The following is a 24,172-nucleotide window of genomic DNA, read 5'->3' on the forward strand; positions in this document are numbered from 1 at the left end:
TCGGCCCCCGCAGCGCTGCCTGGGCGGCCTCTGTCCAAGGCCTGCCAGCTACGGACCCAGGGGCCTGTCAGCCACCTACGGCAAGGCCTGCCTGCCAGCGACGGCGCGCCGTCAGCGGCCGTCGTGCGGCGACCGGCGGTTGGCGGTGGCGCGGACCGCGGGGTGGGCGGGACGGCTACGGTCTGCGGCGGGGCGCGGGGTTGCTGCCGGACGAGCCGATCCGCTGCTGTGGCCGCGGGGCGGGGTGGCCGCTCTCCATCGCCCGCTGCACCGCCCGGTAGATCTGACCGAAGCGCAGCGCGTCGCCGGTGCGCAGCAGCAGCGTCGGCTGGCCGCGCCAGCGGGCCCAGAGCTCCAGTTGGCGGCTGCCCCGGGCGTAGGACCGGTCGAGGAATTCGAAGAGGACGTCGGCGAGCGGCCCGATGGCGAGCCCGACCAGCACCGAGGCGCCCACGATGGCGATGGTGACCGTGGGGGAGCGGTGCAGCCAGACGGCGACCGCGATGCCCAGCATGGCGGCCACGAGCGGTCCGGCCAGCGCCGCGCCGAGCGCGCCCCGCCCGGCGAGGACGCGCCAGGAGCGGCTGCCCCGCCGGTGCCAGACCAGGCCGAGTTCGGCGAGCGGGTAGCTGCGCCCGTCCACCCGGATCGCGGTGGAGGTGACCTGCACCGATCTGTCGTCGTAATAGGTGATCATGGCTGGACTCCCGACGGCGGGGCTGACACCTCGACTATGTACCCCAACGAGCCCGCCCGTAAGGTTGGCACGCGACTTCGACGAGGAAGTGAGGGCAGCGTGAGCGAGTTCGTGCGGCTGGAGACCCGGGACGGCATCGGCACCATCCGACTGGAGCGGCCGCCGATGAACGCCCTCAACACGCAGGTCCAGGAGGAGTTGCGCGCCGCCGCGTCGGCGGCCACCGCCGACCCGCAGGTCCGCGCCGTGATCGTGTACGGCGGGGAGAAGGTCTTCGCCGCCGGCGCGGACATCAAGGAGATGGCCGACATGTCCTACGTGGACATGGCGGCCCGGGCCGCCGACCTCTCCAGCGCGCTCGGCGCCATCGCCCGGATCCCCAAGCCGGTGGTCGCCGCGATCACCGGCTACGCCCTCGGCGGCGGCTGCGAGCTGGCGCTGGCCTGCGACTGGCGGGTGGTGGCCGAGGACGCCAAGCTCGGCCAGCCCGAGATCAAGCTGGGCATCATCCCGGGGGCCGGCGGCACCCAGCGGCTGGCCCGGCTGGTCGGCCCCGCCCGCGCCAAGGATCTGATCATGTCCGGCCGGATGGTGGACGCCCAGGAGGCGCTGCGGATCGGGCTCGCCGACCGGGTCGTCCCGGCCGGCGAGGTCTACGAGGCCGCGGTCGCCCTGGTCAAGCCGTTCCTGACCGGTCCGGCGCAGGCGCTGCGGGCGGCGAAGCTCGCCGTCGACGCCGGCCTGGACATGGACCTCAACTCCGGCCTGGCCTGGGAGAGCCAGCTCTTCGCGGCGCTCTTCGCCACCGACGACCGGCGCGAGGGCATGGCCGCCTTCGTCGAGAAGCGCAAGCCGGACTTCACCGGCCGCTGACGTATCGTCCGGGCCCGCGACCCGGCTGGGGGTCGCGGACCCGGATCGAGCGAACCGAGATCGGTTCACATTCTCCGTACCGACCAGTAGCGTGTGACTCCGGTCATGGGGCGAGGGGAGCGGCGATGACGGAACGGGTCGAGGGCCACGGCGGAGAGTTGGCGCTGGCGGCGCTGCGCGCCAACGGCGTACGGGAGATGTTCACCCTCTCCGGCGGGCACGTGTTCCCGCTCTACGACGCCGCGCACAGGGCCGACTTCCCGATCTACGACGTGCGGCACGAGCAGTCCGCCGTCTTCGCCGCCGAGGCGGTGGCCAAGCTCCAGCGCCGCCCCGGGCTGGCCGTGCTCACCGCCGGACCCGGCGTCACCAACGGGATCTCCGGCCTGACCAGCGCGTACTTCAACGCCTCCCCGGTGCTGGTGCTCGGTGGGCGGGCACCGCAGTTCCGCTGGGGCTCCGGCAGCCTCCAGGAGATGGACCACCTGCCGCTGGTCGCCCCGGTCACCAAGCACGCCGAGACGGTCTTCACCGCCGAGGACATCCCGCGCGCGGTCACCGCCGCCCTGACCAGCGCGCTCACCCCGCACCGCGGTCCGGCCTTCCTCGACTTCCCGCTCGAGGCGGTCTTCTCCGTCGGCGACGCCGAGCTGCCGGCCCCGGCCGCCCCCGCGCCGGTCGAGCCGGACCCGGACGAGGTTGCCAAGGCCGGCCGGCTGATCGCCGCCGCCCGGCGCCCGGTCATCATCGCCGGCTCCGACGTGTACGCCGGTGACGCCGTCGCCGCCCTCCGCGAGGCCGCCGAGGCGCTCCAGGTGCCGGTCTTCACCAACGGCATGGGTCGCGGGGCGCTGCCGCCGCAGCACCCGCTCGCCTTCGCCAAGGCCCGCCGGGTCGCGCTCTCCGGCGCCGACGTGGTCGTGGTGATCGGCACCCCGCTGGACTTCCGGCTCAGCTTCGGCGACTTCGGCGACGCGGCGGTGGTGCACATCGTCGACGCGCCGAGCCAGCGGGCCGGGCACGTCCAGCCGGCCGCCAGCCCCGCCGGTGACCTGCGACTGATCCTCTCCGCGCTGGCCGACCGGACCGGCGACCGGGCCGACCACGCCGACTGGGTCGCCCAGCTGCGTACCGCCGAGGACGCCGCGAAGGCCCGCGACGCCGAGGAGATGGCCGCCGACACCGACCCGATCCGGCCCGCGCGGATCTACGGCGAGCTGCGCAAGGTCCTCGCCCCCGACGCGATCACCATCGGCGACGGCGGTGACTTCGTCTCGTACGCCGGTCGCTACCTGGAGCCGGCGCAGCCCGGCACCTGGCTCGACCCCGGCCCGTACGGCTGCCTCGGCACCGGCATGGGCTACGCGATGGGGGCCCGGGTCAGCCACCCGGACCGGCAGATCTGCGTGCTGATGGGCGACGGCGCCGCCGGCTTCTCGCTGATGGACGTGGAGTCGCTGGCGCGGCAGAAGCTGCCGGTGGTCATCGTGGTCGGCAACAACGGCATCTGGGGGCTGGAGAAGCACCCGATGCGGGCCATGTACGGCTACGACGTCGCCGCCGACCTCCAGCCGGAGCTGCGCTACGACCGGGTGGTCGAGGCGCTGGGCGGCGCCGGCGAGACGGTGGCGAAGGCGGACGACCTCGGCCCGGCCCTGGCCCGGGCGTTCGACGCCGGGGTGCCGTACCTGGTGAACGTGCTCACCGACCCGACCGACGCGTACCCGCGCTCGTCGAACCTGGCCTGAGCGGCGCGCCGCCACCGCCGTCGCCGGGTGACCGGCGGTGGCGGTGGCGGCCTTCTGTCGACAGCTAAATGAGCGGAATCTCCGCGCCCGTCGTCGTAACGTCAGACCCGTCGCTCATCGTTGGGTGACCAGCGACAACGACGGGAGTTCTCCGCATGACCCACGCTATCCGCGCCGAAGGGCTGGTACGCCGCTTCGGCGCGACCACGGCCCTGGCCGGAGTCGACCTGGAGGTCCCCACCGGGACGGTCTTCGGGTTGCTCGGGCCCAACGGCGCCGGCAAGACCACCGCGGTACGGGTGCTCGCCACCCTGCTCGCCGCCGACGAGGGGCACGCCACCGTCGGCGGGTACGACGTCCGCCGCGACGCCCACCGGGTGCGCCAGCTGATCGGTCTGACCGGTCAGTACGCCTCGGTCGACGAGACCCTCACCGGCACCGAGAACCTCCTGCTCATCGGCCGGCTGCTCGGGCTCGGTCGGGCCGCGGCCCGGTCCCGGGCGGCGGAGCTGCTCGCCGAGTTCCAGCTCACCGACGCCGCCGGCCGGGCGGCGAAGACCTACTCCGGGGGCATGCGCCGCCGCCTCGACCTGGCGGCCAGCCTGGTGGGCCGCCCGCAGGTGCTCTTCCTCGACGAGCCGACCACCGGGCTCGACCCGCGCAGCCGCAACGAGCTGTGGGACATCGTCCGCGGGCTGGTGGCCGACGGGGTGACCGTGCTGCTCACCACCCAGTACCTCGAGGAGGCCGACCAGCTCGCCGGCCAGATCGCGGTGGTCGACCACGGCCGGGTGATCGCCCAGGGCACGCCGGAGGAGCTGAAGGCCAAGACCGGCGGTCAGGTCCTCACCGTCCGGCCGGCCGACCCGGCCGACCTGCAGACCGTGCTGGCCGTCGCCGGCGAGGTGGCGGGGGTGACCCCGGAGGTCGCCCAGACCACGGTCACCGTGGCGGTCAACGACGCGGGCGTGCTGCCCGCGGTGGTCCGCCGCCTGGAGTCCGCCGAGATCGAGGTCGCCGAGCTGGCCCTGCGCGGTTCGAGCCTGGACGAGGTGTTCCTCTCCCTCACCGGCCACCGGGCCGAGCAGGACACGCCGACCGACGACGCTCTGGAAAGGACGCCGGCATGACCGCCGCCACCGCCACCGCCACGGTTCCCACCCCGCTGGCGCCGGCCCGCCGGCTCGGCCTCACCGCCGGGCTCCGGCACACCCTGACGCTGGCCTGGCGGAGCCTGGTGCAGATCAAGCACAACCCGATGGAGCTGCTCGACCTGAGCATCCAGCCGGTGATGTTCGTGCTGCTCTTCACGTACGTCTTCGGCACCGCCATCGCCGGCTCCTCCGGCGAGTACCTCACCTTCATGCTGCCGGGCATCATGGTGCAGAACGCGCTCTTCGCCACCATGACCACCGGGTTCGGGTTGAACAACGACCTGACCAAGGGGGTCTTCGACCGGCTCCGGGCGCTGCCGATCGCCCGCTGGGCGCCGCTGGCCGGCCGGATCCTCGCCGACACGGTCAAGCAGGCCTGGTCGATCGCGCTGCTGCTCGGTGTCGGGATGATCCTCGGCTTCCGGGTCGGCAACGGCGTGCTCGGCGTGCTCGCCGCGTTCGCCCTGCTGCTGGCGTTCACCCTGGCCGCGTCGTGGATCTCGGTGCTGGTCGGGGTGCTGGTGAGCGAGCCGGAGAAGGTGCAGATCTTCGGCTTCATGGTGATCTTCCCGCTCACCTTCACCAGCAACATCTTCGTGCCGACCGACCGGATGCCCGGGTGGCTGCAGAACTGGGTGGAGGTCAACCCGGTGACCATCGTCGCCGACGCGCTGCGGGGGCTGCTGGTGAGCGGCCCGGTCGCCGGCCCGGTGCTGCAGACCCTGCTGTGGGGCGCCGGCATCGCGGTGCTCTTCGCGCCGCTGTCGCTGCGGGCGCTCAAGCGTCGGGTGTGAGCCCGGCCGCCGCCGCGGCGGTGCCGATCCAGGTGGCCGGTCGCACCCCGGTCACCTGGACTCGGGCTGGTCCTCCCCGCGTGGCGGCGGGTCGCCCTCCTTGCTGCGCAGGTCGTCCTCGCGGCGGCGCAGGTCGTCCTCCCACCGGCGGAACAACTCCTCGTCGTCGCGGCGGGACCGTTCGGCGACGGACTTGAGGAACTCGGGGTCGTCGTCCGGCGCGACGGGCCGGGGGCGGGTCCGCTCCGGGAAGCCACCGCCGATTCGCCAGGTCGACCGCGACCGGGCGGCCCCGGGCTCGCGCCCGGCGACGAACCAGGCGATCGAGCCGAGCAGCGGGAAGAAGAGGATGATCAGCACCCACGCGATGCGGGGGAGTGCCCGGATCGCACCCTCCTCGGCCGAGAGGCAGCTGATCAGCGCACAGACGGCGAGGACGATCTGGGCCAGGAAGAGCAGCACGTACAGACGGGCCATGCGCCTATCATGGCGTACCCGCGCGCGTCACCACAGACCGCGCAGCGCCAGCGGCACGGCGAGCAGCGCCAGCGCGGCGGTGGCCAGGGCGACCAGCGGCACCCTCCGGGTCCCGATCCGCAGCGGGCCGGTGCCGGCGGCGCGGCCCCAGCAGACGGTGAGCGCCCCGGCCCAGAGCAGCACCACGGCCGCGGCGAGCAGCGCCCCCGTCGGGTCCCCGGTGAGGGCGAGCCGGACGGCCAGCACGGTGACCACGGTGAGTGCCAGGGCGGTCCGCCGCCAGGCCAGCCGGGTGCGTTCCGGTTGCAGCCCGGGGTCGCCCGTCACCGGGCGCCGAAGGTCCGGGCCAGCACCGCGGCCACCAGCAGCAGTGCACCGAACCCCACCAGCAGGGCGAGGACGGCCGGGAAACGGGAGAACGGCAGCTCCTCACCGAGCCTGATCGCGCGTTCGGTGCGGGCCCAGTGGTCGACCGCCCGGACCGCCACGGCGCCGCCGAGCAGCAGCAGCGCCACCGCGATCGCCTCGCGCAGGTGCCGCAGCGGCAGCGGGGGGAGGAACTGGGCGGCGGCGAGTCCCCCGGCGAGCAGCGCCAGCCCGGTCCGCAGCCAGGCCAGGAAGGTGCGTTCGTTGGCCAGCGAGAAGCGGTAGTCCGGGGTGGTCCCGACCGTGCCGAGCTCCGACGGGTCGAACCATCGCCTGATCGTCTGCCGCATGAGGATGATTATCCGCTTTGTCCCCGGCATAGCCTGGACCGATGACCGATCTTGACGCTTCCCGGCTGCGCGACGCCTACGACACCCAGCTCCGTCCGGAGATCCCCGACCCGGTGCCGGCGGGGGTGACGATCGAACGGGACGGCCCGCTGGTCCGGATCCTCGGCCTGGACCAGGGCGGCTTCCTCACGTACCGGACCCTGGACGGCCTGACCGGCGCGGAGCTGGACGCGCTGATCGCCCGGCAGGTCGAGTTCTTCCGGGAGCGCGGCCAGTCGGTGGAGTGGAAGCTCAACGCCCACGACGAGCCGGCCGACCTGGCCGACCGGCTGGCCGCGGCCGGGTTCGTCCCGGAGGACCGGGAGACCGTCCTGGTCGGGCCGGTCGCGCCGCTGGCCGGCGCGGTCCCGGTGCCGCCCGAGGGGGTACGCCTGCGTGAGGTCACCTCCCGCGCCGACCTGGAGCGGATCGCCGCCATGGAGGAGCAGGTGTGGCGGGCCGACCGGAGCCACCTGGTGTACGGGTTGGAGCGGGAGATCGCCGCCGACCCGCAGTCGATCACGGTGGTGGTGGCGGAGGCGGACGGGACGGTGGTCAGCGCCGGCTGGATCCGGTACGCGGCCAACACCGGCTTCGCGAGCCTGTGGGGCGGTTCGACGCTCGAGCAGTGGCGGCGCCGGGGCATCTACCGGGCGCTGGTGGGGTACCGGGCGCGCCTGGCCGACCAGCGCGGGAAGACGTTGCTCCAGGTGGACGCCTCGGAGGACAGCCGGCCGATCCTGGAGCGGCTGGGCTTCGTCCCGGTCACCACGACCACCCCCTACGTCTACACTCCGTGAGGATGGAGCAACGGTTGACGGACGAGGAGCAGCTGACCCTCAAGACCGGCGCGTTCGGCGCGGTCTTCCTGGTCTCCAACGCCGATCCGGGGATGTTCGCCATGATCCGGGAGAGCTTCGCCGCGTCGGGGGCGTTCAACGACGCCAGCGGAGTGGTGAAGGAGGCGCTCACCGTCGGCCCGCTGCCGCAGCTGCCCCGGGACTCGGCGCTGGAGGTCGAGTCGATGGTGCTGCCGGCGCTGGGCCGGGCCGTCGACATCCTGCGGCAGAAGTCCCCCGGCGACGTGGCGGTGTACCGGGAGCTGGTGCTGGCCGCCGCCGACCGGGTGGCCCAGGCGAACCGGGGGGTGGCGCCGGCCGAGGCGGCGGTGATCGACCGGATCAGGACGGCGTTGGCCGAGCCGGCCTGACCTCGGGGTCAGACCAGAGCGCGTGCACGGTGTCGCGTACGCAGCTGTCCCGTACCTGCCCGCAGGCGCACCGGTAGGTCCCGGTCTCCGGCTGGCGGCACTGCTCCGGGGTGGCGTCGGTGGCCGGCGCCGCCCCGTCGCTCCCATGCTGCACGGACATGTCTGACACCTCCCGATTCGTGAGTTTACTCAGTACGCGGCCGACGGTGAGCTGTGTCACTCTGAGTGCCCGAGAGGCGGAAGCTACTGGCAGGTAACATTGCCGTCGTGGGCAACTGCACAGCAGCCCGCGGTTGACCGGGCGTCAACGGACGCGCGAAGCTCCGCCCGTGACCGGGCGAGCAATCGCAACACCAAACAGGAGGGTCGTCGAAGCGCGATGAACATCGTCGTACTCGTCAAGCAGGTGCCCGATTCGGGCGCGGACCGCAACCTGCGCACTGACGACAACACCGTCGACCGCGGTTCGGCGAACAACGTCATCAACGAGATGGACGAGTACGCCATCGAAGAGGCGTTGAAGATCAAGGAAGCGCACGGCGGCGAGGTCACCATCCTGACCATGGGTCCGGACCGGGCGACCGAGTCGATCCGCAAGGCGCTCTCCATGGGCCCGGACAAGGCCGTGCACGTGGTGGACGAGGCCCTGCACGGGTCCTGCGCCGTGGCCACCTCGAAGGTGCTCGCGGCCGCCCTCGGGCAGCTCAACGCCGACCTGGTGATCTGTGGCGCCGAGTCGACCGACGGCCGGGTCCAGGTCATGCCGCACATGATCGCCGAGCGGCTGGGCGTCGCCGCCCTGACCGGCGCGCGCAAGCTCACCGTCGACGGCGCCACGCTGACCGTCGAGCGGCAGACCGAGGAGGGCTACGAGGTGGTCACCGCCTCGACGCCGGCCGTGGTCTCCGTCTGGGACACCATCAACGAGCCGCGCTACCCGTCGTTCAAGGGCATCATGGCGGCCAAGAAGAAGCCGGTGCAGACGCTCTCCCTGGGCGACCTCGGGGTCGCCCCGACCGAGGTGGGCTTCGACGGCGCGACCAGCGCCGTGCTGGAGCACACCAAGCGCCCGCCGCGCTCCGGCGGCGCCAAGATCACCGACGAGGGCGAGGGCGGCGTCAAGCTGGTCGAGTTCCTCGCCACCGAGAAGTTCGTGTGAGAGGTCTGGACATGGCTGAGGTTCTCGTCGTCGTCGAAGCCACCAAGGAATTCGGCGTCAAGAAGGTCACCCTGGAGATGCTCACCCTCGCCCGCGAGCTGGGCACCCCCAGCGCGGTGGTGCTCGGTGGCGCCGGCGCCGCCGAGGCGCTGAGCGCAAAGCTGGGCGAGTACGGCGCGGAGAAGATCTACGCCGCCGAGGGTGAGGAGATCGACGGCTACCTGGTGGCCCCCAAGGCCACCGTGCTGGCCGAGCTGGTCAAGCGGGTCCAGCCCGCGGCCGTGCTGCTCGCCTCCGCCCAGGAGGGCAAGGAGATCGCCGCCCGGCTCGCCGTCAAGCTGGACAACGGCATCCTGACCGACGTGGTCGGGCTGGACGCCGACGGCACCGCGACCCAGGTCGCCTTCGCCGGCTCCACCATCGTCAAGTCCAAGGTCACCAAGGGCCTGCCGCTGGTCACCGTCCGGCCGAACTCGGTCAACCCGACGCCGGCGCCGGCCACCCCGGCCGTCGAGCAGCTCACCGTCGCCGTCACGGACGCCGACAAGCTGGCCAAGGTCGTCGACCGGGTCGCCGAGCAGAAGGGCTCCCGCCCCGAGCTCACCGAGGCCGGCATCGTCGTCTCCGGCGGTCGCGGTGTCGGCAACGCCGACAACTTCAAGCTGGTGGAGGAGCTGGCCGACCTGCTCGGTGGCGCCGTCGGGGCGTCCCGCGCGGCCGTCGACTCCGGCTACTACCCGCACCAGTTCCAGGTGGGCCAGACCGGCAAGACGGTCTCCCCGCAGCTCTACGTCGCGCTGGGCATCTCCGGCGCGATCCAGCACCGGGCCGGCATGCAGACCTCGAAGACCATCGTCGCCGTCAACAAGGACGGCGAGGCGCCGATCTTCGAGCTGGCCGACTTCGGCGTGGTGGGCGACCTGTTCAAGATCGTGCCGCAGGCCGCCGAGGAGATCCGCAAGCGCAAGTGAGCTGAGTTCCAGCCGCGGCCGAGGGCCGGGAACCGCCAGGTGCGGTTCCCGGCCCTCGGTGTCGCGGTGCCGTCTACCGCCCACCCCTCCGAGCGGTCGCCGCCGGGTCGAAGGCCGCACAGCGGGGCCACTCGGGCGATCGCGCCGGAACGCCCCGCTGTCCGGGGCGGAGCTGCGACGATGGCGGTGCCCCCGCGCACCCCCTCGGCCGGAAGGTGTCGAAGGAGGAGTGCGCCATGCCGGTCAGGACGCCGGGAAGCGACCACCACGCCCTGGCCGTGCACGAGGTCGTGCTGCTGCTGGAGACCGACACCGAACGAGGTCTGAGCGACGGGGAGGCGGCCGCGCGCCTCGAACGGTTCGGTCCCAACGTGCTGCCCACCGCCGCCCGAGGCGGCGTGTTCCGCCGGCTCCGGCGGCAGTTCCAAAACCCGCTGGTGTACGTCCTGATCGCCGCCGGCCTGGTCACCCTGCTGCTCGCCGAGTACGTCGACTCGGCCGTGATCTTCGGGGTGGTGGTGGTCAACGCCGCCGTGGGATTCCTCCAGGAGTCCAAGGCCGAGGCGGCGCTCGACGCCCTCCGGTCGATGGTGCGTACCGAGGCGCAGGTGGTGCGGGACGGCCGGCGGCGGCCGGTGCCGTCGGACGAGTTGGTCCCCGGCGACCTGGTGCTGGTCGAGGCGGGCGAGAAGATCCCGGCGGACCTGCGGTTGGCGCGCGCCGCCGAACTGCGGGCGGACGAGTCGGCGTTGACCGGCGAGTCCCTGCCGGTACGCAAGGACGAGGTCGTCGTGCCGGACGAGACGCCGGTGGCCGACCGTCGCAACGTGCTCTACTCCGGCACCCTGGTCACCGGTGGGTCGGCGGCCGGCGTCGTGGTGGCCACCGGCGCGGAGACGGAGCTGGGCCGCATTCACCGCCTGATCGGCACGGCGCAGGTCCTCGACACGCCGCTGACCTCGAAGCTCAACCGGTTCAGCCGGGTGTTGACCGTGGCGATCCTGGTCCTCGCGGCGGTGACCTTCACCGTGGGCGTCGTGCGGGGTCAGCGGATCGGGGAGACCTTCACCGCGGCGGCGGCGCTGGCCGTCGGGGCCATTCCCGAGGGCCTCCCGGCGGCGGTGACGATCACCCTGGCGATCGGTGTCGCGCGGATGGCCGGCCGACGCGCGGTGGTCCGGCGGCTGCCCGCCGTGGAGACCCTGGGCAGCACCACGGTGATCTGCACCGACAAGACCGGCACCCTGACCGAGAACCAGATGACGGTGCAGGCGGTGTGGACGCCGCACGGCCGTTACCAGGTGAGCGGCGCCGGCTACGCCCCGATCGGCGAGATCCACGCACCGGACGGCGGGTCGGTGCCGGCCGGGGCGGGCGGTGCGCTGCGCTGGTCGTTGCTGGCCGGGGTGGCCTGCAACGAGGCCCGGCTCGACGCGGGCGACGACCGGTGGACGGTGATCGGGGATCCGACCGAGGGGGCCATGCTGGCGGTGGGCGCCAAGGTGGGGATCCGCGCGGAGGAGGTCGCCGCCGAACTCCCCCGGGTGGCCGCCATCCCGTTCACCTCGGAGCGGCAGTTCATGGCGACCCTGCACGACGGGCGGGACGGCGGGCGCGTCGTCCTGGTGAAGGGGGCGGTGGAGCGGGTGGTCGAGTGGTGTGCCACGGGGCTGGACGCCGACGGTCGTACCGTCGCGCTGGACAGGTCCGCCGTGCTCGCCGCCGCGCACGAACTGGCCGGCGAAGGGCTGCGGGTGCTCGCCACCGCGATGCGGCACGGCGACCGGAGCGACGAACTGGTCGAGGAGTCGCTGCCCGGCACGCTGACCTTCACCGGACTGCACGCGATGCTCGACCCGCCCCGCGCCGCCGCGGCGGCCGCCGTCGAGTCCTGCCACCGGGCCGGGATCGCAGTGAAGATGATCACCGGCGATCATCTGGCGACGGCGAGCGCCATCGCCGCACGCCTGGGACTGCTCGCCGCCGAGCCGGGTCCGGGGGACGTGCGAACCGGCGTCGACCTGGCGGCCCTGCCCGCCGCCGAGCTGCCCGGGGCGGTACGCCGGGCGTCGGTCTTCGCCCGGGTCTCGCCCGAGCAGAAGCTCCGACTGGTGCAGGCGTTGCAGTCCGAGGGCCAGGTGGTGGCGATGACGGGCGACGGGGTCAACGACGCGCCGGCGCTGCGTCAGGCCGACATCGGGGTGGCCATGGGGCGCAGCGGCACCGAGGTGGCCAAGGAGGCGGCCGACATCGTGCTCACCGACGACGACTTCGCCACCATCGAGTCGGCCGTGCGGGAGGGGCGGGGCGTCTTCGCCAACCTCACCAAGTTCATCACCTGGACCCTGCCCACCAACACCGGCGAGGGGCTGGTCATCCTCGTCGCGATCGTGCTCGGTACGGCATTGCCGATCCTGCCGAGCCAGATCCTCTGGATCAACATGACCACCGCGGTGGTGCTCGGCCTGACGCTGGCCTTCGAACCCACCGAACCCGGGATCATGGACCAGCCGCCCCGCGATCCCGCCCAACCGCTGCTCACCGGGGCGCTGGTCGTCCGCATCCTGCTCGTGTCCGCGTTGCTGGTGGCGGGCACCTGGTGGTTGTTCGAGTGGGAGCTCGGTGCGGGTGCGGGACTGGCGGAGGCGCGGACGGCAGCGGTGAACCTCTTCGTCGCGGTGCAGACCTTCTATCTGTTCAGCTGCCGCTCGCTGACCCGTTCACCGTGGCGCCTGGGGTTCTTCGGCAACCGTTGGTTGATCGGCGGAGTGGTGGTGCAGGCACTCGGTCAACTGGCGCTGACGTACCTGCCCGTGATGAACACGCTGTTCCGGACCGCTCCGATCACCATCGAGGCATGGCTGCGCATCCTGGGCCTCGCCCTGGCGGCCTCCGCGATCGTGGCGCTCGACAAACGCGTCGGATGGTTGGGCCGCCGGCTCGGCTGAATCGCCGGAGCCGGCGGCCGTGCCGCGCGGAAGGGAGCTGATCGGCGGGCCGGGGAGCTGAGCCGGCCCGCCGATCAGCCCGTCAGGTTGCCCCTCAGCAGGCTGTCGCCGGAGTGGGCAGGCTTGTTGTCGAACTGTTCGGCGGAGACGTCGACAACTGAGTATGCCTGAAGATCGACGTTTGGTGGCAACGGGAGCAGCGCGTCGCCGGAGCGGTCGCGCAGCAACCCGACCGAGAACATCTGCATGTTGCTCGGGTTGATCAGCCAGACCTCGTAATACCCCGAAACATCCGGGAGATTCGCGACGTGCAGGTGCAGTCGGCCGTCGGTGAAGACCCGGGCGTCGCCGTTGGCTTCCTTCGGCGTCGTGCCGTACGCCGACAGGGACCCGCTGGCCAGCACGACCTGCCGCGGTGCGGGCTGGTCGGGGTCGTTGGACCCGAGCACGGCCAGCGTGCCGGCCACCCCGATCGCGGCGGCGGCGGCCGCCGTGACGGCCGTCGTCACCCAGCCCGACCAGCGCCGACGACGGCGGGACCGGTCCCGCGTCCCGGCGACGACCGGGCGGTCGGCGTCCGTGCCGGCGGGGCGCGGGTCGACCGCGGGCTGCCGACGGGCGTCGGTCAGCGACGGCAGCTCCTCGGCCGCGTTGATCTCCGCGACGATGCCCTGCCAGATGTGCTCGGGCGGGTCGGGCAGGTCGCCCAGAGCCTGGGTCTCCGCGCCGAGCCCGGCGACGTGCTGGAGCGTCTCCATCTCGCCCCGGCAGTGGGCGCAGGCGCCGAGATGGTCGGTCTCGCCGTGATCCGCACTGCTCTCACCGAGCGCCAGATAGACCAGCCGGTCGTGGTCCAGGTGCTGCACCGTCCACCTCCCATCTGCGTTTCAAGCTCGCCATGCCGCGTCGGATGTGACTCTTGACCGTGCCCAGGGGCACTCCGGTCACCGTCGATATCTGCTGGTGTGTCAGGTCGTCGTAGAAGGCCAGTTCCAGCATGCGTCGTTGGTCGTCGGGGAGCCGGGCCAGCTCGTCGGCGACCACCAGCCGGTCGACCACCGTGTCCGGGTCGGGGCCGGTGGAGACCGGCTCCGGCAGTTGTCGGACCGTCTCCACCACCCGGGTCTCCCGGGCCGAGGCCCGCAGCCGGTCGATCACCTTGCGCCGCCCGATGCCGAGCAGCCAGCCGATCAGCGACCCCTTGGCCGGATCGAAGGTGTCCCGCCCGAGCCAGGCCGCGACGAAGGTCGCCTGGGTGACGTCCTCCGCGTCGCTGCGGTTGGCCAACGTGCTGGTGGCCAGGTGGAGCACGGCCCGGCCGAACCGGTCGTACGCCTCCCGCAGGGCGGTCTCGTCGCCGGCGCGGAACCGCTCCGCCAGGTCGTCCGGGGGTGGGGGCGGGGGCTCGGGTTCCTGTCGTACCGCCGTCACCGGGCGGTTCGCCTTCCGTGGGGCATGCCCGACTGTAACTCTCACAGCCTTCGCCCCACTTCCCCGGTCCGTCCGTGTCCGTGTCCCCGTCACCTGCTCTTCGCTGCCGGAGGGGCGTGCGGATGCGCTCCGCCGACGGAAAAAGAAATCTCCGTCGGCTGCATCCGCCCGTCGGGGCGGTGGCGTATCCCGTTCTGCAAGCCAGGCCTGACGAATCAGCACCAATCAGCAGGAGGCAGACAATGCAGCTCTCGATCTTCCGTCGGGTCGCCACGGGTGGCGCGGTGGCCGCCCTGACCTTCGCCGGCGTCGGCGCCGTCACCGTGAGCCCGGCCTACGCCGCCTCGTCCAAGGTCTCGGTCGTGCACGGCATCCCGGACACCCCGGTCGACGTGTACGTCAACGGCAAGAAGACGCTGGACAACTTCAAGCCGGGCGACGTCGCCGGCCCGCTGAACCTGGCCGAGGGCGAGTACGACATCGCGCTGACCAAGCCGGGCGAGGCGGTCGACCAGGCCATCCTCAAGGTCGACGACGCCGAGGTCCCGGGCGGCGCCAACATCAGCATCGCCGCGCACCTCGACGAGGCCGGCAAGCCGAAGATCACCCCGTTCGTCAACGACACCTCCAAGGTCGACGCGGGCAAGGCCCGGCTGATCGTCCGGCACACCGCCGCCGCTCCGGGGGTGGACGTGCGGGCCGGCGGAACCCCGGTCTTCGAGGGCCTGACCAACCCGAAGGAGGCCAAGGGCGACGTCGACGCGGGCACCGTGAAGGCGGACGTGGTGCTGGCCGGCACCGACACCGTCGCGATCGGCCCGGCCGACCTCAACCTCAAGGAGGGCACCGCCACGATCGTCTACGCGATCGGCTCCGCCGAGGCCAAGAACCTCGACCTGGTCGCGCAGACCATCACCGGTCTGCACTCGGCTCCCGGCGGCGTGCCCAGCGGCACCGGCGGCCAGGCCGACACCGGCGTGGACACCTGGTGGTACGTGCTGGCCGGTGCCGGCGCGCTGCTCCTGGTCGGCGGCGGGGCGCGGGTGGCCACCGCCCGGACCGGTCGCAAGTGACGGTGCGCAACCGCGGGGCGCTGGCGGCCATGGCCGCCGGCGTCGCCGCGCTCACCCTCGCCACCGGAGTGGCGTGCGGGTCGCAGCCGGCCGACGACGTCGGCGCCGACGAGGCCGCGGCCCTGGCCAGCACTACGCCCACCCCGGCCCCGACGAGCGTCGCCCCGGGCGACGCGTCGGTGCCGGTGGGCGCCGGCACCCTGCCGGCGCAGCCGAAGACCGTCCCCCCGGTGAAGTTGACCATCCCGCCGATCGGCGTCACCGCCACGGTGAACGCCGTCGGCATCAACGAGCGGACCAACGAGTTCGAGGTGCCCCCGAGCGTCGACCAGATCGGCTGGTACCGCTACGGACCCGGCCTGGAGGCCGAGGCCGGCTCGGTGGTGATCGCCGGGCACGTGGACAGCGCCGAGCAGGGCAAGGGGGCGTTCTTCCGGCTCCGGGAGCTGGACCAGGGCGACACCCTGACCGCCACCGGCTCGGACGGCCGGCAACGCGCGTACCGGGTCGTCGCCCGGGAGGAGTACGTCAAGACGAAGATCCCGCTGGAGCGCTACTTCGCCCGGGACGGCAAGCCCCGGCTGACGCTGATCACCTGCGGCGGCCCGTTCGACGCCGCGACCCGCAGGTACCGCGACAACATCGTCGTCACCGCCGTACCCGCCTGAGGGTGTCGGGAGGGGCCCTGTCAACGCCGGCGTTGTGCGGGCCCCTTCCCGATGCCGGGCCACTCCGGCGTCCGGGCGACCGTCCGACGGTCAGTAGGCTGGACGGTGATGGCATACCTGGATCACGCGGCGACGACCCCCATGCTCGACGAGGCACTGGAGGCGTACGTCGTCACCGCCCGCGAGGTCGGCAACGCGTCGTCGCTGCACGCGGCGGGCCGCCGCGCCCGGCGGCGGGTGGAGGAGTCCCGCGAGCGGGTGGCCGCAGCGCTGGGCGCCCGCCCCTCCGAGGTGATCTTCACCGGTGGCGGCACGGAGAGCGACAACCTCGCGGTGAAGGGCATCTTCTGGGCCCGCCGCGACACCGCGGCGGCGCGGACCCGGGTGGTCTCCAGCGCGGTGGAGCACCACGCGGTCCTCGACGCGGTCGACTGGCTGGCCGACCACGAGGGAGCCGAGGTGGGCTGGCTGCCGGTGGACGAGGCCGGTCGGCTCGACCCGGCCCGGCTGCGGGCCGAGCTGACCGCGCACGCCGACCGGGTGGCGGTGGTCACCGCGATGTGGGCCAACAACGAGGTCGGCACCGTCCAGCCGGTGGCGGAGCTGGCGGCGGTGGCCGCCGAGCACGGCGTGCCGTTCCACACCGACGCGATCCAGGCGGTCGGCCAGGTGCCGGTGGACTTCGCCGCCAGCGGCGTCGCCGCGCTCACCGTGACCGGGCACAAGCTGGGCGGGCCGGCCGGGGTCGGTGCCCTGCTGCTGGCCCGGGACGTCGCGGCCACTCCGCTGCTGCACGGTGGCGGCCAGGAGCGCGACGTCCGCTCCGGCACCCTCGACACCGCCGGCATCGTCGCCTTCGCGGTCGCCGTCGAGGCCGCGGTCAAGGGCCAGCAGGAGTACGCGGCGCGGGTGGCCGCGCTCCGCGACGACCTGGTCCGCCGGGTCCGGGAGGCCGTCCCCGAGGTGGTCTACAACGGCGACCGGACCGACCGGCTGCCGGGCAACGCGCACTTCTCCTTCCCCGGCTGTGAGGGCGACGCGCTGCTGCTCCTGCTCGACGCCCAGGGCATCGCCTGCTCCACCGGCTCGGCCTGTTCGGCGGGGGTGGCCCAGCCCTCGCACGTGCTGATCGCGATGGGCGCGGACGACGACCGCTCCCGCTCCTCGCTGCGCTTCTCCCTCGGCCACACCAGCACCCCCGCCGACGTCGACGCCCTGATCGCCGCCCTCCCGGCGGCCGTCGACCGCGCCCGCCGCGCCGCCGCCCTCCGCACCCCCCGCTGACCCCCCGCCGCCCGCGCCCGCGCCGGCACCTCGGAGCCGATCATGCAGTTGTGGTGCCCGAAGTGCGATGACCTGTAGGGGTTTGTCGCCCACCACAGCTGCATGATCGTCGGGGTGGGGTGGGCGGCTGGGCGGGCGGGGTAGGGGTGGGTAGGGTCGGGGGGAAGGGGGTGGGGGCTGGTGAGGGTTCTGGCGGCTATGTCGGGCGGGGTGGACTCCGCGGTGGCGGCGGCGCGGGCCGTTGAGGCCGGGCACGACGTGACCGGGGTGCACCTGGCGCTGGCCCGCAACCCGCAGACCTACCGCACCGGCGCGCGCGGCTGCTGCACGCTGGAGGACTCCCGCGACGCGCGCCGGGCCGCCGACGTGATCGGCATCCCGTTCTACGTCTGGGACATGGCCGACCGGTTCCACGAAGACGTGGTGGACGACTTCGTCGCCGAGTACGCGGCCGGTCGTACCCCGAACCCGTGCCTGCGCTGCAACGAGAAGATCAAGTTCGCGGCGGTGCTGGACCGGGCGGTGGCCCTGGGCTTCGACGCGGTGGTCACCGGCCACCACGCCCGACTCGGCGCGGACGGCCTGCTGCGCCGCAGCGTCGACGAGGCCAAGGACCAGTCGTACGTCCTGGCGGTGCTGACCCGCGCGCAGCTGGACCGCTCGATCTTCCCGCTCGGCGACTCGACCAAGGCCGAGGTGCGCGAGGAGGCCGCCCGGCGTGGACTCGCCGTCGCCGACAAGCCCGACTCGCACGACATCTGCTTCATCGCCGACGGCGACACCAGGGGCTTCCTCGCCGGGCGGCTCGGCGAGGCTCCCGGCGACGTGGTCGACGCGGTCACCGGCGCGGTGGTCGGCAGCCACACCGGCGCGTACGCGTACACCGTCGGGCAGCGACGGGGCCTGCACCTGGACCGGCCGGCCCCGGACGGTCGGCCGCGCTACGTGCTCTCCATCACCCCCAAGACCAACACCGTGACCGTCGGCCCGGCCGAGGCGCTGGAGGTCTCGCGGGTGCGGGCGACGCGTCCGGTCTGGACCGGCGCCGAGCCGCCGACCGCGCCGGTCGAGTGCGAGGTGCAGCTGCGGGCGCACGGCGAGGTCGTCCCGGCCACCGTGGCGCTGGACGGCGACGCCCTCACCGCCGAGCTGCGCCGGCCGATGCGGGGGGTGGCCGCCGGGCAGGCGATCGTGGCGTACCGGCCGGACCCGGCGGGGGACATCGTGCTCGGCTCGGCCACCATCGCCGGCTGACCGGCCCCGGGCGAGTAGCCTTCGGCCGTGACTGATCAGTCCTGGCCCTGGCCAGCCGGAGCGGCGACCGGCATCGGTTCCCTGCCCGGCACCGACATCGCCGAGGCGCAGCGGGTCGTCCTCGGTGAGCTGCCCGCCCTGCCTCACCTGCCCGAACTGCCGGCGCGTGGCCCCGGCGCCGACCTCATCGGCCGCACCGGCGGAATGCTGGTGGAGCTGCCGGTCGAGCTGTACGCGGCCCGTTGGCGGGTCGCGCCGCGCCCCGGGCGGGACCTGCGCCGGGCCCGGGACCTGATGGAACGCGACCTGGACCAGCTCGCCGAGCAGGCCGAGGCGTACGCCGGGCCGGTGAAGGTCCAGGCAGCCGGGCCGTTCACCCTGGCCGCGACCCTGGAGCTGCCGATCGGCGGGCGGATGCTGCGCGATCCCGGCGCGGTGCGCGACCTGGCCGGCTCGCTGGGGGAGGGGCTGCGACGGCACGTCGGGGCGGTGACCCGCCGGCTGCCCCGGGCGTCGGTGCTGCTCCAGCTCGACGAGCCGTCCCTGCCGGCGGTGCTCGCCGGCCGGGTGCCCACCGAGAGCGGGCTCGGCGCCTACCGGCCGGTCGAGCCGGAGCGGGCCCGGTCGCTGCTGCGCGACGTGATCGAGGCGGCCGGGGTGCCGACGGTGGTGCACTGCTGCGCGCCGGACGTGCCGTTGGCGTTGATCCGCTCGGCCGGGGCGGTCGGGGTCGCGTTGGACCTGGATTTCGTCACCGACCTGGACCCGCTCGGCGAGGCGATCGACGCCGGGTTCGGGCTGCTGGCCGGCGCCGCGCCCACGCTGCCCCCGCCGGCCGGTCCGGCGCCCACGTCGGCGCAGGTCGCCGACCGGGTACGCGGGCTGTGGGACCGGCTCGGCTTTCCCCGGCGGCAGCTCGCCGAGCAGGTGGTGGTCACCCCGGCCTGCGGCCTCGCCGGGGCCACCCCCGGGTACGCGCGGGCCGTCCTCGCGGCCTGCCGGGACGCGGGGCGGCGGCTGCACGAGGACTGAGGGTTTTCCGTCGTACCTCCGGGGCACGATGACGGGCATGATTGGACAGCTGCGTTCAGTGGTGATCGACTGCCCCGATCCGCGGGCCCTGGCCGGCTTCTACGCGGAGCTGCTCGGCCTGCCGCTGGTGGAGGAGAACTCCGACGGTGACGAGTGGGTGGTGCTCGGCGGCCGGCCGGGGCACCAGCCGCGACTCGCCTTCCAGCGGGCGCCAAACCTGCGGCCGCCGGCCTGGCCCGACCCGGAACGGCCCCAGCAGTTCCATCTCGACGTCACGGTGGACGACATCGAGACGGCCGAGAAGGCGGCGCTGGCGCTCGGCGCTCGGCGGCTGCCGGGCGAGGGGGAGGGCTTCCGGGTCTACGCCGACCCGGCCGGCCACCCGTTCTGCCTCTGCTGGGACTGATCCCCGGGCGGGCGCGGCCCCGGCCTGTGCCGGGCCGCGCCTTCGGCCGGGCGAGGCTTGCCCGCGCGGTGCATGATCTCCAGCATGATCGACTCCTCGCCCCGCCGGGCCTCCGGCTCGCTCTTCGGCCTGGCCTACGGCGACGCCCTGGGCAAGCCGACCGAGTTCCTGACCGTCGCGGAGATCGTCCGCCGGTACGGCCCGACCGGGCCGCGTGAGCTGGTCGGCGATCCCGCGCTGGTCACCGACGACACCCAGATGGCCCTCGCGGTCGCCTGGGCGCTGCACGACGCCCCCGAGCTCACCCCGGCGGCGGTCGAGCCGCTGCTGCGGCGGCGCTTCCTCGACTGGGCGGTCAGCCCGGACAACAACCGCGCCCCGGGGATGACCTGCCTGCGGGCCTGCGCCGAGCTGAACCGGGGCCTGCGCTGGCAGGAGGCGACCGTGGTCGACTCGAAGGGCTGCGGGGCCAACATGCGGGTCACCCCGGTCGGGCTGCTCGACGTCGACCTGGACACCCTGGCCGGGCTGGCCCAGCTCCAGGCGGGCCTCACCCACGGCCACCCGACCGGGCTGGCGGCCGGCGAGCTGACCGGGTACGCGGTGCGCCTGCTGCGCGACGGCGCCGCGCTGGCGGAGCTGCCGGCGCTGCTCACCGAGCGGGCCCGGGAACAGCGGCGGGTCTACCGGGCCGACTGGCTCGGCGACCTGTGGCAGCGTGCCGGTGCGCCGACGCCGGAGGAGTACATCGCCCGGGGCTGGGACGAGTGCCTGCACGCGCTCGGGCGGCTCGACGCCGCGCTGACCCGGCCCGACGACGGCGACGATCCGTGCCGGCACACCGGTGAGGGCTGGGTCGCCGAGGAGGCCCTGGCCACCGCCCTGCTCTGCGCGCTGCGCCACCCCGACGACCCGGTCGTGGCGCTCGCCCGGGGCGCGACGACGGCCGGAGACTCCGACTCCATCGCCGCCCTGGCCGGCGCCTTCCTCGGCGCGGCCCACGGGATGCCGGCCTGGCCGGCGCGGTGGTCGACCCGCATCGAGTACGCCGACCAGCTCACCGCGCTCGGCGCCGGCTGGGACTGACCGGCGGGCAGCGGATGCCCGGCGCGACCACCCGGGCGTCGGTCGGCCGCCGGGCGTCGGTAGGCCGGCGCGACCACCTGGGCGTCGGTCGGTCGCCGGGCGGCGTCGGTTGCCCGGCGCGGCCGACCCGGACGGCGAGGCGGCGCGGCCGGGGCGAAGGGGCGTCGGTCGGTCAGGCCGAGCTGCGCCGGCCGTGCAGCTGCCGGACCCGGCGCCACAGGTCCCGGTCGCAGGTGCCGGCCCGGTCGGCGAAGGCGTCCAGCGGGATCCGGAGCGGCTCGGCGAGGTCGAGCCAGCTGTCGGCGTCGGCGTCGGGGTCCCAGTCGCGGGTCGGAATCCGTACGTGGTCGTCGCGGTTGCTCTTGTCCTGACTGGTGATCTTGAGCACCTCGGCGCCCCGCTCGTCGGCGCGCAGCACCAGACACGGCCGCACCTTGGAACCGGTGCCGTCGTGGAACGGCACGTCGGCCCACCAGATCTCACCAGGGCGGGGGGCGGCGACCGGGGCGCGCGGGCGGGGCGGCGCGGAGGGCCGGGCCCGGTCGCGGGGCGGCGCGCCCCGCTCACCAAGGGTGCGGGTGCCCGTTCCGGACCGGCGGTCGGCGTCACGCCCGCGCCACTCGTTCCACCCCCACCCGGCGACGACGGCCAGTACGACCAGCGCCGCCCAGAGCAGCCACTCCGGCATCCGTACCCCCGCCTCTCCCCGCGTCGGCACGCCGCCGACGTGCGGCGATCCTCGCACGGCCGGTGGCCCGGCGCCCGTCGGCGCGTCGGGGGAGGCGACGGGTTGTCCCACCCTGCCGATACGGTGCTCCGGTAGCGTGATCACGGGGAAACCCGACAGGTGTCCGGAGGCGGCAGGGTGTCCGAAGAAGCGATCCCCCAGCAGGTCAGCGCCGCGCAGGAGGCGGCGGCGGGTGGCGAGCCGACCCCCGAGGCGCGGGAGCGGCACGCCACGCTGAGCCAGGAGCTCACCGAGCACCAGTACCGCTACTACGTCCTCGACGCGCCGATCATCTCCGACGCCGAGTTCGACAAGCAGCTGCGTGAGCTGGAGGCGCTGGAGGCGGAGTTCCCGGCGCTGCGCACCCCCGAGTCGCCGACCCAGCGGGTCGGCGGCACCTTCTCCACCGACTTCACCCCGGTCACCCACGCCGAGCGGATGCTCTCGCTGGACAACGCCTTCGCCGACGAGGAGCTGGCGGCCTGGGCCGAGCGGGTCGAGCGGGACGCCGGCGGCCCGGTCCCCTACCTCTGCGAGCTGAAGGTCGACGGGTTGGCGATCAACCTGACCTACGAGAAGGGGCGGCTGGTCCGGGCGGCGACCCGGGGCGACGGGCGCACCGGCGAGGACGTCACCGCCAACGTCCGCAGCATCCGCGACGTGCCGGCGAGGCTCACCGGCAGCGACGAGTTCCCCGACGTGCCGGAGCTGATCGAGGTGCGGGGTGAGATCTACTTCCCGGTGGCCGCCTTCGCCGACCTCAACGCCTCCCTGGTCGAGCAGGGCAAGGCGCCCTTCGCCAACCCGCGCAACGCCGCCGCCGGCAGCCTCCGGCAGAAGGACCCGCGGGTCACCGCGTCCCGGCCGTTGCGCCTGGTGGTGCACGGCATCGGCGCCCGCCGGGGCTTCTCGCCGCGCGCCCAGTCCGAGTCGTACGCGGCGCTGAAGGCGTGGGGGCTGCCGACCAGCGACCGGTGGCGGGTGGTGCCGGACCTGGCCGGCGTCGCGGACTACATCGCGTACTACGCCCAGCACCGGCACGACGTCGAGCACGAGATCGACGGCGTGGTGGTCAAGGTCGACCCGGTCTCCATCCAGGGCCGGCTCGGCTCGACCAGCCGGGCGCCCCGCTGGGCGATCGCCTTCAAGTACCCGCCGGAGGAGGTGACCACCAAGCTGCTCGACATCGACGTCAACGTGGGGCGCACCGGCCGGGTCACCCCGTTCGCCGTCCTCGAGCCGGTGCGGGTCGCCGGTTCGACGGTCGCGCTGGCCACCCTGCACAACGCCCGTGAGGTCGAGCGCAAGGGGGTGCTGATCGGCGACACGGTGGTGCTGCGCAAGGCCGGGGACGTGATCCCCGAGGTGCTCGGGCCGGTGGTCGACCTGCGCCCCGCCGACGCCCGGCCCTTCGTGATGCCCACCACCTGCCCGGCCTGTGGCACGCCCCTCGCCCCGGCCAAGGAGGGCGACGTCGACATCCGCTGCCCCAACAGCCGCAGCTGCCCGGCGCAGCTGCGCGAGCGGGTCTTCCACCTGGCCGGCCGGGGCGCCTTCGACATCGAGGTGCTCGGCTACAAGGGCGCCGCGGCGCTGCTCGACGCGCAGGTCATCGCCGACGAGGGCGACCTGTTCTCCCTCGACGCCGACCAGCTCGCCCGCTCGCCGTTCTTCGTCAACAAGGACGGCAGCCTGGGCAGCAACGCCACGAAGCTGCTGGACAACCTCGCCGTCGCCCGGGAACGCGACCTGTGGCGGGTGCTCGTCGCGCTCTCCATCCGGCACGTCGGCCCCACCGCGGCGCAGGCCCTCGCCCGGCACTTCCGCTCGATCGAGGCGATCGACGCGGCCACCGAGGAGGAGCTCTCCTCGGTGGACGGGGTCGGTCCGACCATCGCCGCCAGTCTCAAGGAGTGGTTCGCCGTCGACTGGCACCGCGAGGTGGTGCGCAAGTGGGCCGAGGCGGGGGTCCGGATGGCCGAGGAGGCGGGCGACGAGGGTCCGCGTCCGCTGGAGGGGGTCACCGTCGTGGTCACCGGCACCCTCGCCGGCTTCAGCCGGGACCAGGCGGCCGAGGCGATCCAGAGCCGGGGCGGCAAGGTCACCGGCTCGGTCTCCAAGAAGACCGGCTTCGTGGTGGTGGGGGAGAACCCCGGCTCCAAGGCGGACAAGGCGGCCAGCCTCAAGCTGCCCGTCCTCGACGAGGACGGCTTCCGGGTGCTGCTCGACCGGGGCCCGGACGCCGCCCGTGAGGTGGCCCGCGTCGAGGGCTGAACGCCCCGACGACCGGATTGCGATCTTGAGGCCGTATACCAACTTAATTACGACTACGACCGATTCGTGACTGTCGTGCCGGGGTGACGGCACCCAGGGCGTTTCATTGGGTCACGACGCGCCGACGGCGCGTGCCCGACGAGACACCCGG

At 73.7% G+C, this 24,172-nt stretch carries 25 protein-coding genes; 17 read left to right on the forward strand and 8 right to left on the reverse strand.

Annotation, left to right across the window (positions count from 1 at the left end):
• Positions 1 to 175 precede the first annotated feature (175 nt).
• Positions 176 to 697, reverse strand: coding sequence for a DUF6232 family protein (locus AC5L3Z_RS13340; protein ID WP_494841915.1), 522 nt, complete (start codon positions 695 to 697; stop codon positions 176 to 178).
• Between the two features lie 99 nt (positions 698 to 796).
• Here AC5L3Z_RS13340 and AC5L3Z_RS13345 point away from each other — a divergent pair, with 99 nt between their 5' ends.
• The 4 genes from AC5L3Z_RS13345 to AC5L3Z_RS13360 all read left to right on the forward strand — a co-directional run bounded on the left by AC5L3Z_RS13345 (position 797) and on the right by AC5L3Z_RS13360 (position 5,266).
• Positions 797 to 1,570 carry an enoyl-CoA hydratase-related protein gene (locus AC5L3Z_RS13345; protein ID WP_334519113.1) on the forward strand — a complete coding sequence of 258 codons (774 nt, stop codon included), beginning with the start codon at positions 797 to 799 and terminating at the stop codon, positions 1,568 to 1,570.
• Between the two features lie 125 nt (positions 1,571 to 1,695).
• Positions 1,696 to 3,318 (forward strand): acetolactate synthase, encoded by a 1,623-nt coding sequence (locus tag AC5L3Z_RS13350; RefSeq protein ID WP_494841917.1) that lies wholly within the window; start codon positions 1,696 to 1,698, stop codon positions 3,316 to 3,318.
• A 155-nt stretch (positions 3,319 to 3,473) separates the two neighbouring features.
• Complete coding sequence (locus AC5L3Z_RS13355; RefSeq protein WP_494841919.1) at positions 3,474 to 4,448, forward strand: ATP-binding cassette domain-containing protein; 975 nt, start codon at positions 3,474 to 3,476, stop codon at positions 4,446 to 4,448.
• Positions 4,445 to 5,266: an ABC transporter permease gene (locus tag AC5L3Z_RS13360; RefSeq protein WP_334519104.1), complete on the forward strand. Its 822-nt coding sequence runs from the start codon at positions 4,445 to 4,447 to the stop codon at positions 5,264 to 5,266. The genes AC5L3Z_RS13355 and AC5L3Z_RS13360 overlap by 4 nt, the downstream gene beginning before the upstream one ends.
• Before the next feature lie 51 nt (positions 5,267 to 5,317).
• On the opposite strand, the gene AC5L3Z_RS13365 is transcribed toward AC5L3Z_RS13360, so the two are convergent.
• From AC5L3Z_RS13365 to AC5L3Z_RS13375, 3 genes are read right to left on the reverse strand one after another with little or no spacing between them, the layout of a single operon-like run.
• Positions 5,318 to 5,743, reverse strand: a complete 426-nt coding sequence (locus AC5L3Z_RS13365) for a PLD nuclease N-terminal domain-containing protein (protein WP_494841921.1) — start codon at positions 5,741 to 5,743, stop codon at positions 5,318 to 5,320.
• A gap of 27 nt (positions 5,744 to 5,770) precedes the next feature.
• Positions 5,771 to 6,070, reverse strand: coding sequence for a DUF202 domain-containing protein (locus AC5L3Z_RS13370; protein ID WP_494841923.1), 300 nt, complete (start codon positions 6,068 to 6,070; stop codon positions 5,771 to 5,773).
• On the reverse strand, positions 6,067 to 6,459 hold the full coding sequence (locus AC5L3Z_RS13375; protein WP_494841925.1) for a YidH family protein: 393 nt from the start codon (positions 6,457 to 6,459) through the stop codon (positions 6,067 to 6,069). The genes AC5L3Z_RS13370 and AC5L3Z_RS13375 overlap by 4 nt, the downstream gene beginning before the upstream one ends.
• A 41-nt stretch (positions 6,460 to 6,500) precedes the next feature.
• Here AC5L3Z_RS13375 and AC5L3Z_RS13380 point away from each other — a divergent pair, with 41 nt between their 5' ends.
• Together AC5L3Z_RS13380 and AC5L3Z_RS13385 are read left to right on the forward strand one after the other, a co-directional pair.
• On the forward strand, positions 6,501 to 7,298 hold the full coding sequence (locus AC5L3Z_RS13380; protein ID WP_494841927.1) for a GNAT family N-acetyltransferase: 798 nt from the start codon (positions 6,501 to 6,503) through the stop codon (positions 7,296 to 7,298).
• Positions 7,295 to 7,708 carry a hypothetical protein gene (locus AC5L3Z_RS13385; RefSeq protein WP_494841929.1) on the forward strand — a complete coding sequence of 138 codons (414 nt, stop codon included), beginning with the start codon at positions 7,295 to 7,297 and terminating at the stop codon, positions 7,706 to 7,708. The genes AC5L3Z_RS13380 and AC5L3Z_RS13385 overlap by 4 nt, the downstream gene beginning before the upstream one ends.
• Here AC5L3Z_RS13385 and AC5L3Z_RS13390 read toward each other — a convergent pair.
• On the reverse strand, positions 7,680 to 7,868 hold the full coding sequence (locus AC5L3Z_RS13390; RefSeq protein WP_494841931.1) for a hypothetical protein: 189 nt from the start codon (positions 7,866 to 7,868) through the stop codon (positions 7,680 to 7,682). The two genes, AC5L3Z_RS13385 and AC5L3Z_RS13390, sit on opposite strands and share 29 nt — an antisense overlap.
• 219 nt (positions 7,869 to 8,087) lie before the next feature.
• On the opposite strand from AC5L3Z_RS13390, the gene AC5L3Z_RS13395 reads away from it, so the two are divergent.
• The 3 genes from AC5L3Z_RS13395 (at position 8,088) to AC5L3Z_RS13405 (ending at position 12,786) form a co-directional block, all read left to right on the forward strand.
• Positions 8,088 to 8,867: an electron transfer flavoprotein subunit beta/FixA family protein gene (locus AC5L3Z_RS13395; protein ID WP_334519087.1), complete on the forward strand. Its 780-nt coding sequence runs from the start codon at positions 8,088 to 8,090 to the stop codon at positions 8,865 to 8,867.
• An 11-nt stretch (positions 8,868 to 8,878) separates the two neighbouring features.
• Positions 8,879 to 9,838 carry an electron transfer flavoprotein subunit alpha/FixB family protein gene (locus tag AC5L3Z_RS13400; protein WP_494841933.1) on the forward strand — a complete coding sequence of 320 codons (960 nt, stop codon included), beginning with the start codon at positions 8,879 to 8,881 and terminating at the stop codon, positions 9,836 to 9,838.
• 236 nt (positions 9,839 to 10,074) lie between these two features.
• A complete protein-coding gene (locus AC5L3Z_RS13405; RefSeq protein WP_494841934.1) occupies positions 10,075 to 12,786 on the forward strand; it encodes an HAD-IC family P-type ATPase in 2,712 nt (903 codons plus the stop codon).
• Between the two features lie 74 nt (positions 12,787 to 12,860).
• Here AC5L3Z_RS13405 and AC5L3Z_RS13410 read toward each other — a convergent pair whose 3' ends face one another.
• Together AC5L3Z_RS13410 and AC5L3Z_RS13415 are read right to left on the reverse strand one after the other, a co-directional pair.
• A complete protein-coding gene (locus tag AC5L3Z_RS13410; RefSeq protein WP_494841935.1) occupies positions 12,861 to 13,652 on the reverse strand; it encodes an anti-sigma factor in 792 nt (263 codons plus the stop codon).
• On the reverse strand, positions 13,606 to 14,217 hold the full coding sequence (locus AC5L3Z_RS13415; RefSeq protein WP_494841937.1) for an RNA polymerase sigma factor: 612 nt from the start codon (positions 14,215 to 14,217) through the stop codon (positions 13,606 to 13,608). The genes AC5L3Z_RS13410 and AC5L3Z_RS13415 overlap by 47 nt, the downstream gene beginning before the upstream one ends.
• 242 nt (positions 14,218 to 14,459) lie before the next feature.
• Between AC5L3Z_RS13415 and AC5L3Z_RS13420 the strand changes: the two genes are divergently transcribed.
• The 7 genes from AC5L3Z_RS13420 (at position 14,460) to AC5L3Z_RS13450 (ending at position 21,020) form a co-directional block, all read left to right on the forward strand.
• Positions 14,460 to 15,290, forward strand: coding sequence for a DUF4397 domain-containing protein (locus AC5L3Z_RS13420; protein WP_494841938.1), 831 nt, complete (start codon positions 14,460 to 14,462; stop codon positions 15,288 to 15,290).
• On the forward strand, positions 15,287 to 15,958 hold the full coding sequence (locus tag AC5L3Z_RS13425; protein WP_494841940.1) for a class F sortase: 672 nt from the start codon (positions 15,287 to 15,289) through the stop codon (positions 15,956 to 15,958). The genes AC5L3Z_RS13420 and AC5L3Z_RS13425 overlap by 4 nt, the downstream gene beginning before the upstream one ends.
• 108 nt (positions 15,959 to 16,066) lie before the next feature.
• Positions 16,067 to 17,242, forward strand: coding sequence for a cysteine desulfurase family protein (locus AC5L3Z_RS13430; RefSeq protein ID WP_494841941.1), 1,176 nt, complete (start codon positions 16,067 to 16,069; stop codon positions 17,240 to 17,242).
• 180 nt (positions 17,243 to 17,422) lie between these two features.
• Positions 17,423 to 18,496, forward strand: a complete 1,074-nt coding sequence (mnmA, locus tag AC5L3Z_RS13435; protein WP_494841943.1) for a tRNA 2-thiouridine(34) synthase MnmA — start codon at positions 17,423 to 17,425, stop codon at positions 18,494 to 18,496.
• 27 nt (positions 18,497 to 18,523) lie between these two features.
• Positions 18,524 to 19,528 (forward strand): methionine synthase, encoded by a 1,005-nt coding sequence (locus AC5L3Z_RS13440; protein WP_494841945.1) that lies wholly within the window; start codon positions 18,524 to 18,526, stop codon positions 19,526 to 19,528.
• A 37-nt stretch (positions 19,529 to 19,565) separates the two neighbouring features.
• Positions 19,566 to 19,934, forward strand: coding sequence for a VOC family protein (locus AC5L3Z_RS13445; RefSeq protein ID WP_494841947.1), 369 nt, complete (start codon positions 19,566 to 19,568; stop codon positions 19,932 to 19,934).
• 84 nt (positions 19,935 to 20,018) lie between these two features.
• Positions 20,019 to 21,020, forward strand: a complete 1,002-nt coding sequence (locus AC5L3Z_RS13450) for an ADP-ribosylglycohydrolase family protein (protein ID WP_494841949.1) — start codon at positions 20,019 to 20,021, stop codon at positions 21,018 to 21,020.
• 172 nt (positions 21,021 to 21,192) lie between these two features.
• Here AC5L3Z_RS13450 and AC5L3Z_RS13455 read toward each other — a convergent pair whose 3' ends face one another.
• The gene (locus tag AC5L3Z_RS13455) at positions 21,193 to 21,738 is read right to left on the reverse strand and encodes a type II toxin-antitoxin system PemK/MazF family toxin (RefSeq protein WP_494841951.1); all 546 of its coding nucleotides are present in this window, start codon (positions 21,736 to 21,738) and stop codon (positions 21,193 to 21,195) included.
• 147 nt (positions 21,739 to 21,885) lie between these two features.
• Here AC5L3Z_RS13455 and ligA point away from each other — a divergent pair, with 147 nt between their 5' ends.
• Positions 21,886 to 24,021: an NAD-dependent DNA ligase LigA gene (gene ligA / locus AC5L3Z_RS13460; RefSeq protein WP_494841953.1), complete on the forward strand. Its 2,136-nt coding sequence runs from the start codon at positions 21,886 to 21,888 to the stop codon at positions 24,019 to 24,021.
• The last annotated feature ends 151 nt before the right edge of the window (positions 24,022 to 24,172 follow it).

The organism is Micromonospora sp. LZ37 (assembly GCF_059359015.1).

Coding starts and splice junctions, on each gene's coding strand:
- AC5L3Z_RS13340 (WP_494841915.1), bottom strand. CDS start 697: ATGATCACCTATTACGACGACAGATCGGTGCAGGTCACCTCCACCGCG.
- AC5L3Z_RS13350 (WP_494841917.1), top strand. CDS start 1,696: ATGACGGAACGGGTCGAGGGCCACGGCGGAGAGTTGGCGCTGGCGGCG.
- AC5L3Z_RS13355 (WP_494841919.1), top strand. CDS start 3,474: ATGACCCACGCTATCCGCGCCGAAGGGCTGGTACGCCGCTTCGGCGCG.
- AC5L3Z_RS13360 (WP_334519104.1), top strand. CDS start 4,445: ATGACCGCCGCCACCGCCACCGCCACGGTTCCCACCCCGCTGGCGCCG.
- AC5L3Z_RS13365 (WP_494841921.1), bottom strand. CDS start 5,743: ATGGCCCGTCTGTACGTGCTGCTCTTCCTGGCCCAGATCGTCCTCGCC.
- AC5L3Z_RS13375 (WP_494841925.1), bottom strand. CDS start 6,459: ATGCGGCAGACGATCAGGCGATGGTTCGACCCGTCGGAGCTCGGCACG.
- AC5L3Z_RS13380 (WP_494841927.1), top strand. CDS start 6,501: ATGACCGATCTTGACGCTTCCCGGCTGCGCGACGCCTACGACACCCAG.
- AC5L3Z_RS13390 (WP_494841931.1), bottom strand. CDS start 7,868: ATGTCCGTGCAGCATGGGAGCGACGGGGCGGCGCCGGCCACCGACGCC.
- AC5L3Z_RS13395 (WP_334519087.1), top strand. CDS start 8,088: ATGAACATCGTCGTACTCGTCAAGCAGGTGCCCGATTCGGGCGCGGAC.
- AC5L3Z_RS13400 (WP_494841933.1), top strand. CDS start 8,879: ATGGCTGAGGTTCTCGTCGTCGTCGAAGCCACCAAGGAATTCGGCGTC.
- AC5L3Z_RS13405 (WP_494841934.1), top strand. CDS start 10,075: ATGCCGGTCAGGACGCCGGGAAGCGACCACCACGCCCTGGCCGTGCAC.
- AC5L3Z_RS13420 (WP_494841938.1), top strand. CDS start 14,460: ATGCAGCTCTCGATCTTCCGTCGGGTCGCCACGGGTGGCGCGGTGGCC.
- AC5L3Z_RS13430 (WP_494841941.1), top strand. CDS start 16,067: ATGGCATACCTGGATCACGCGGCGACGACCCCCATGCTCGACGAGGCA.
- AC5L3Z_RS13445 (WP_494841947.1), top strand. CDS start 19,566: ATGATTGGACAGCTGCGTTCAGTGGTGATCGACTGCCCCGATCCGCGG.
- AC5L3Z_RS13450 (WP_494841949.1), top strand. CDS start 20,019: ATGATCGACTCCTCGCCCCGCCGGGCCTCCGGCTCGCTCTTCGGCCTG.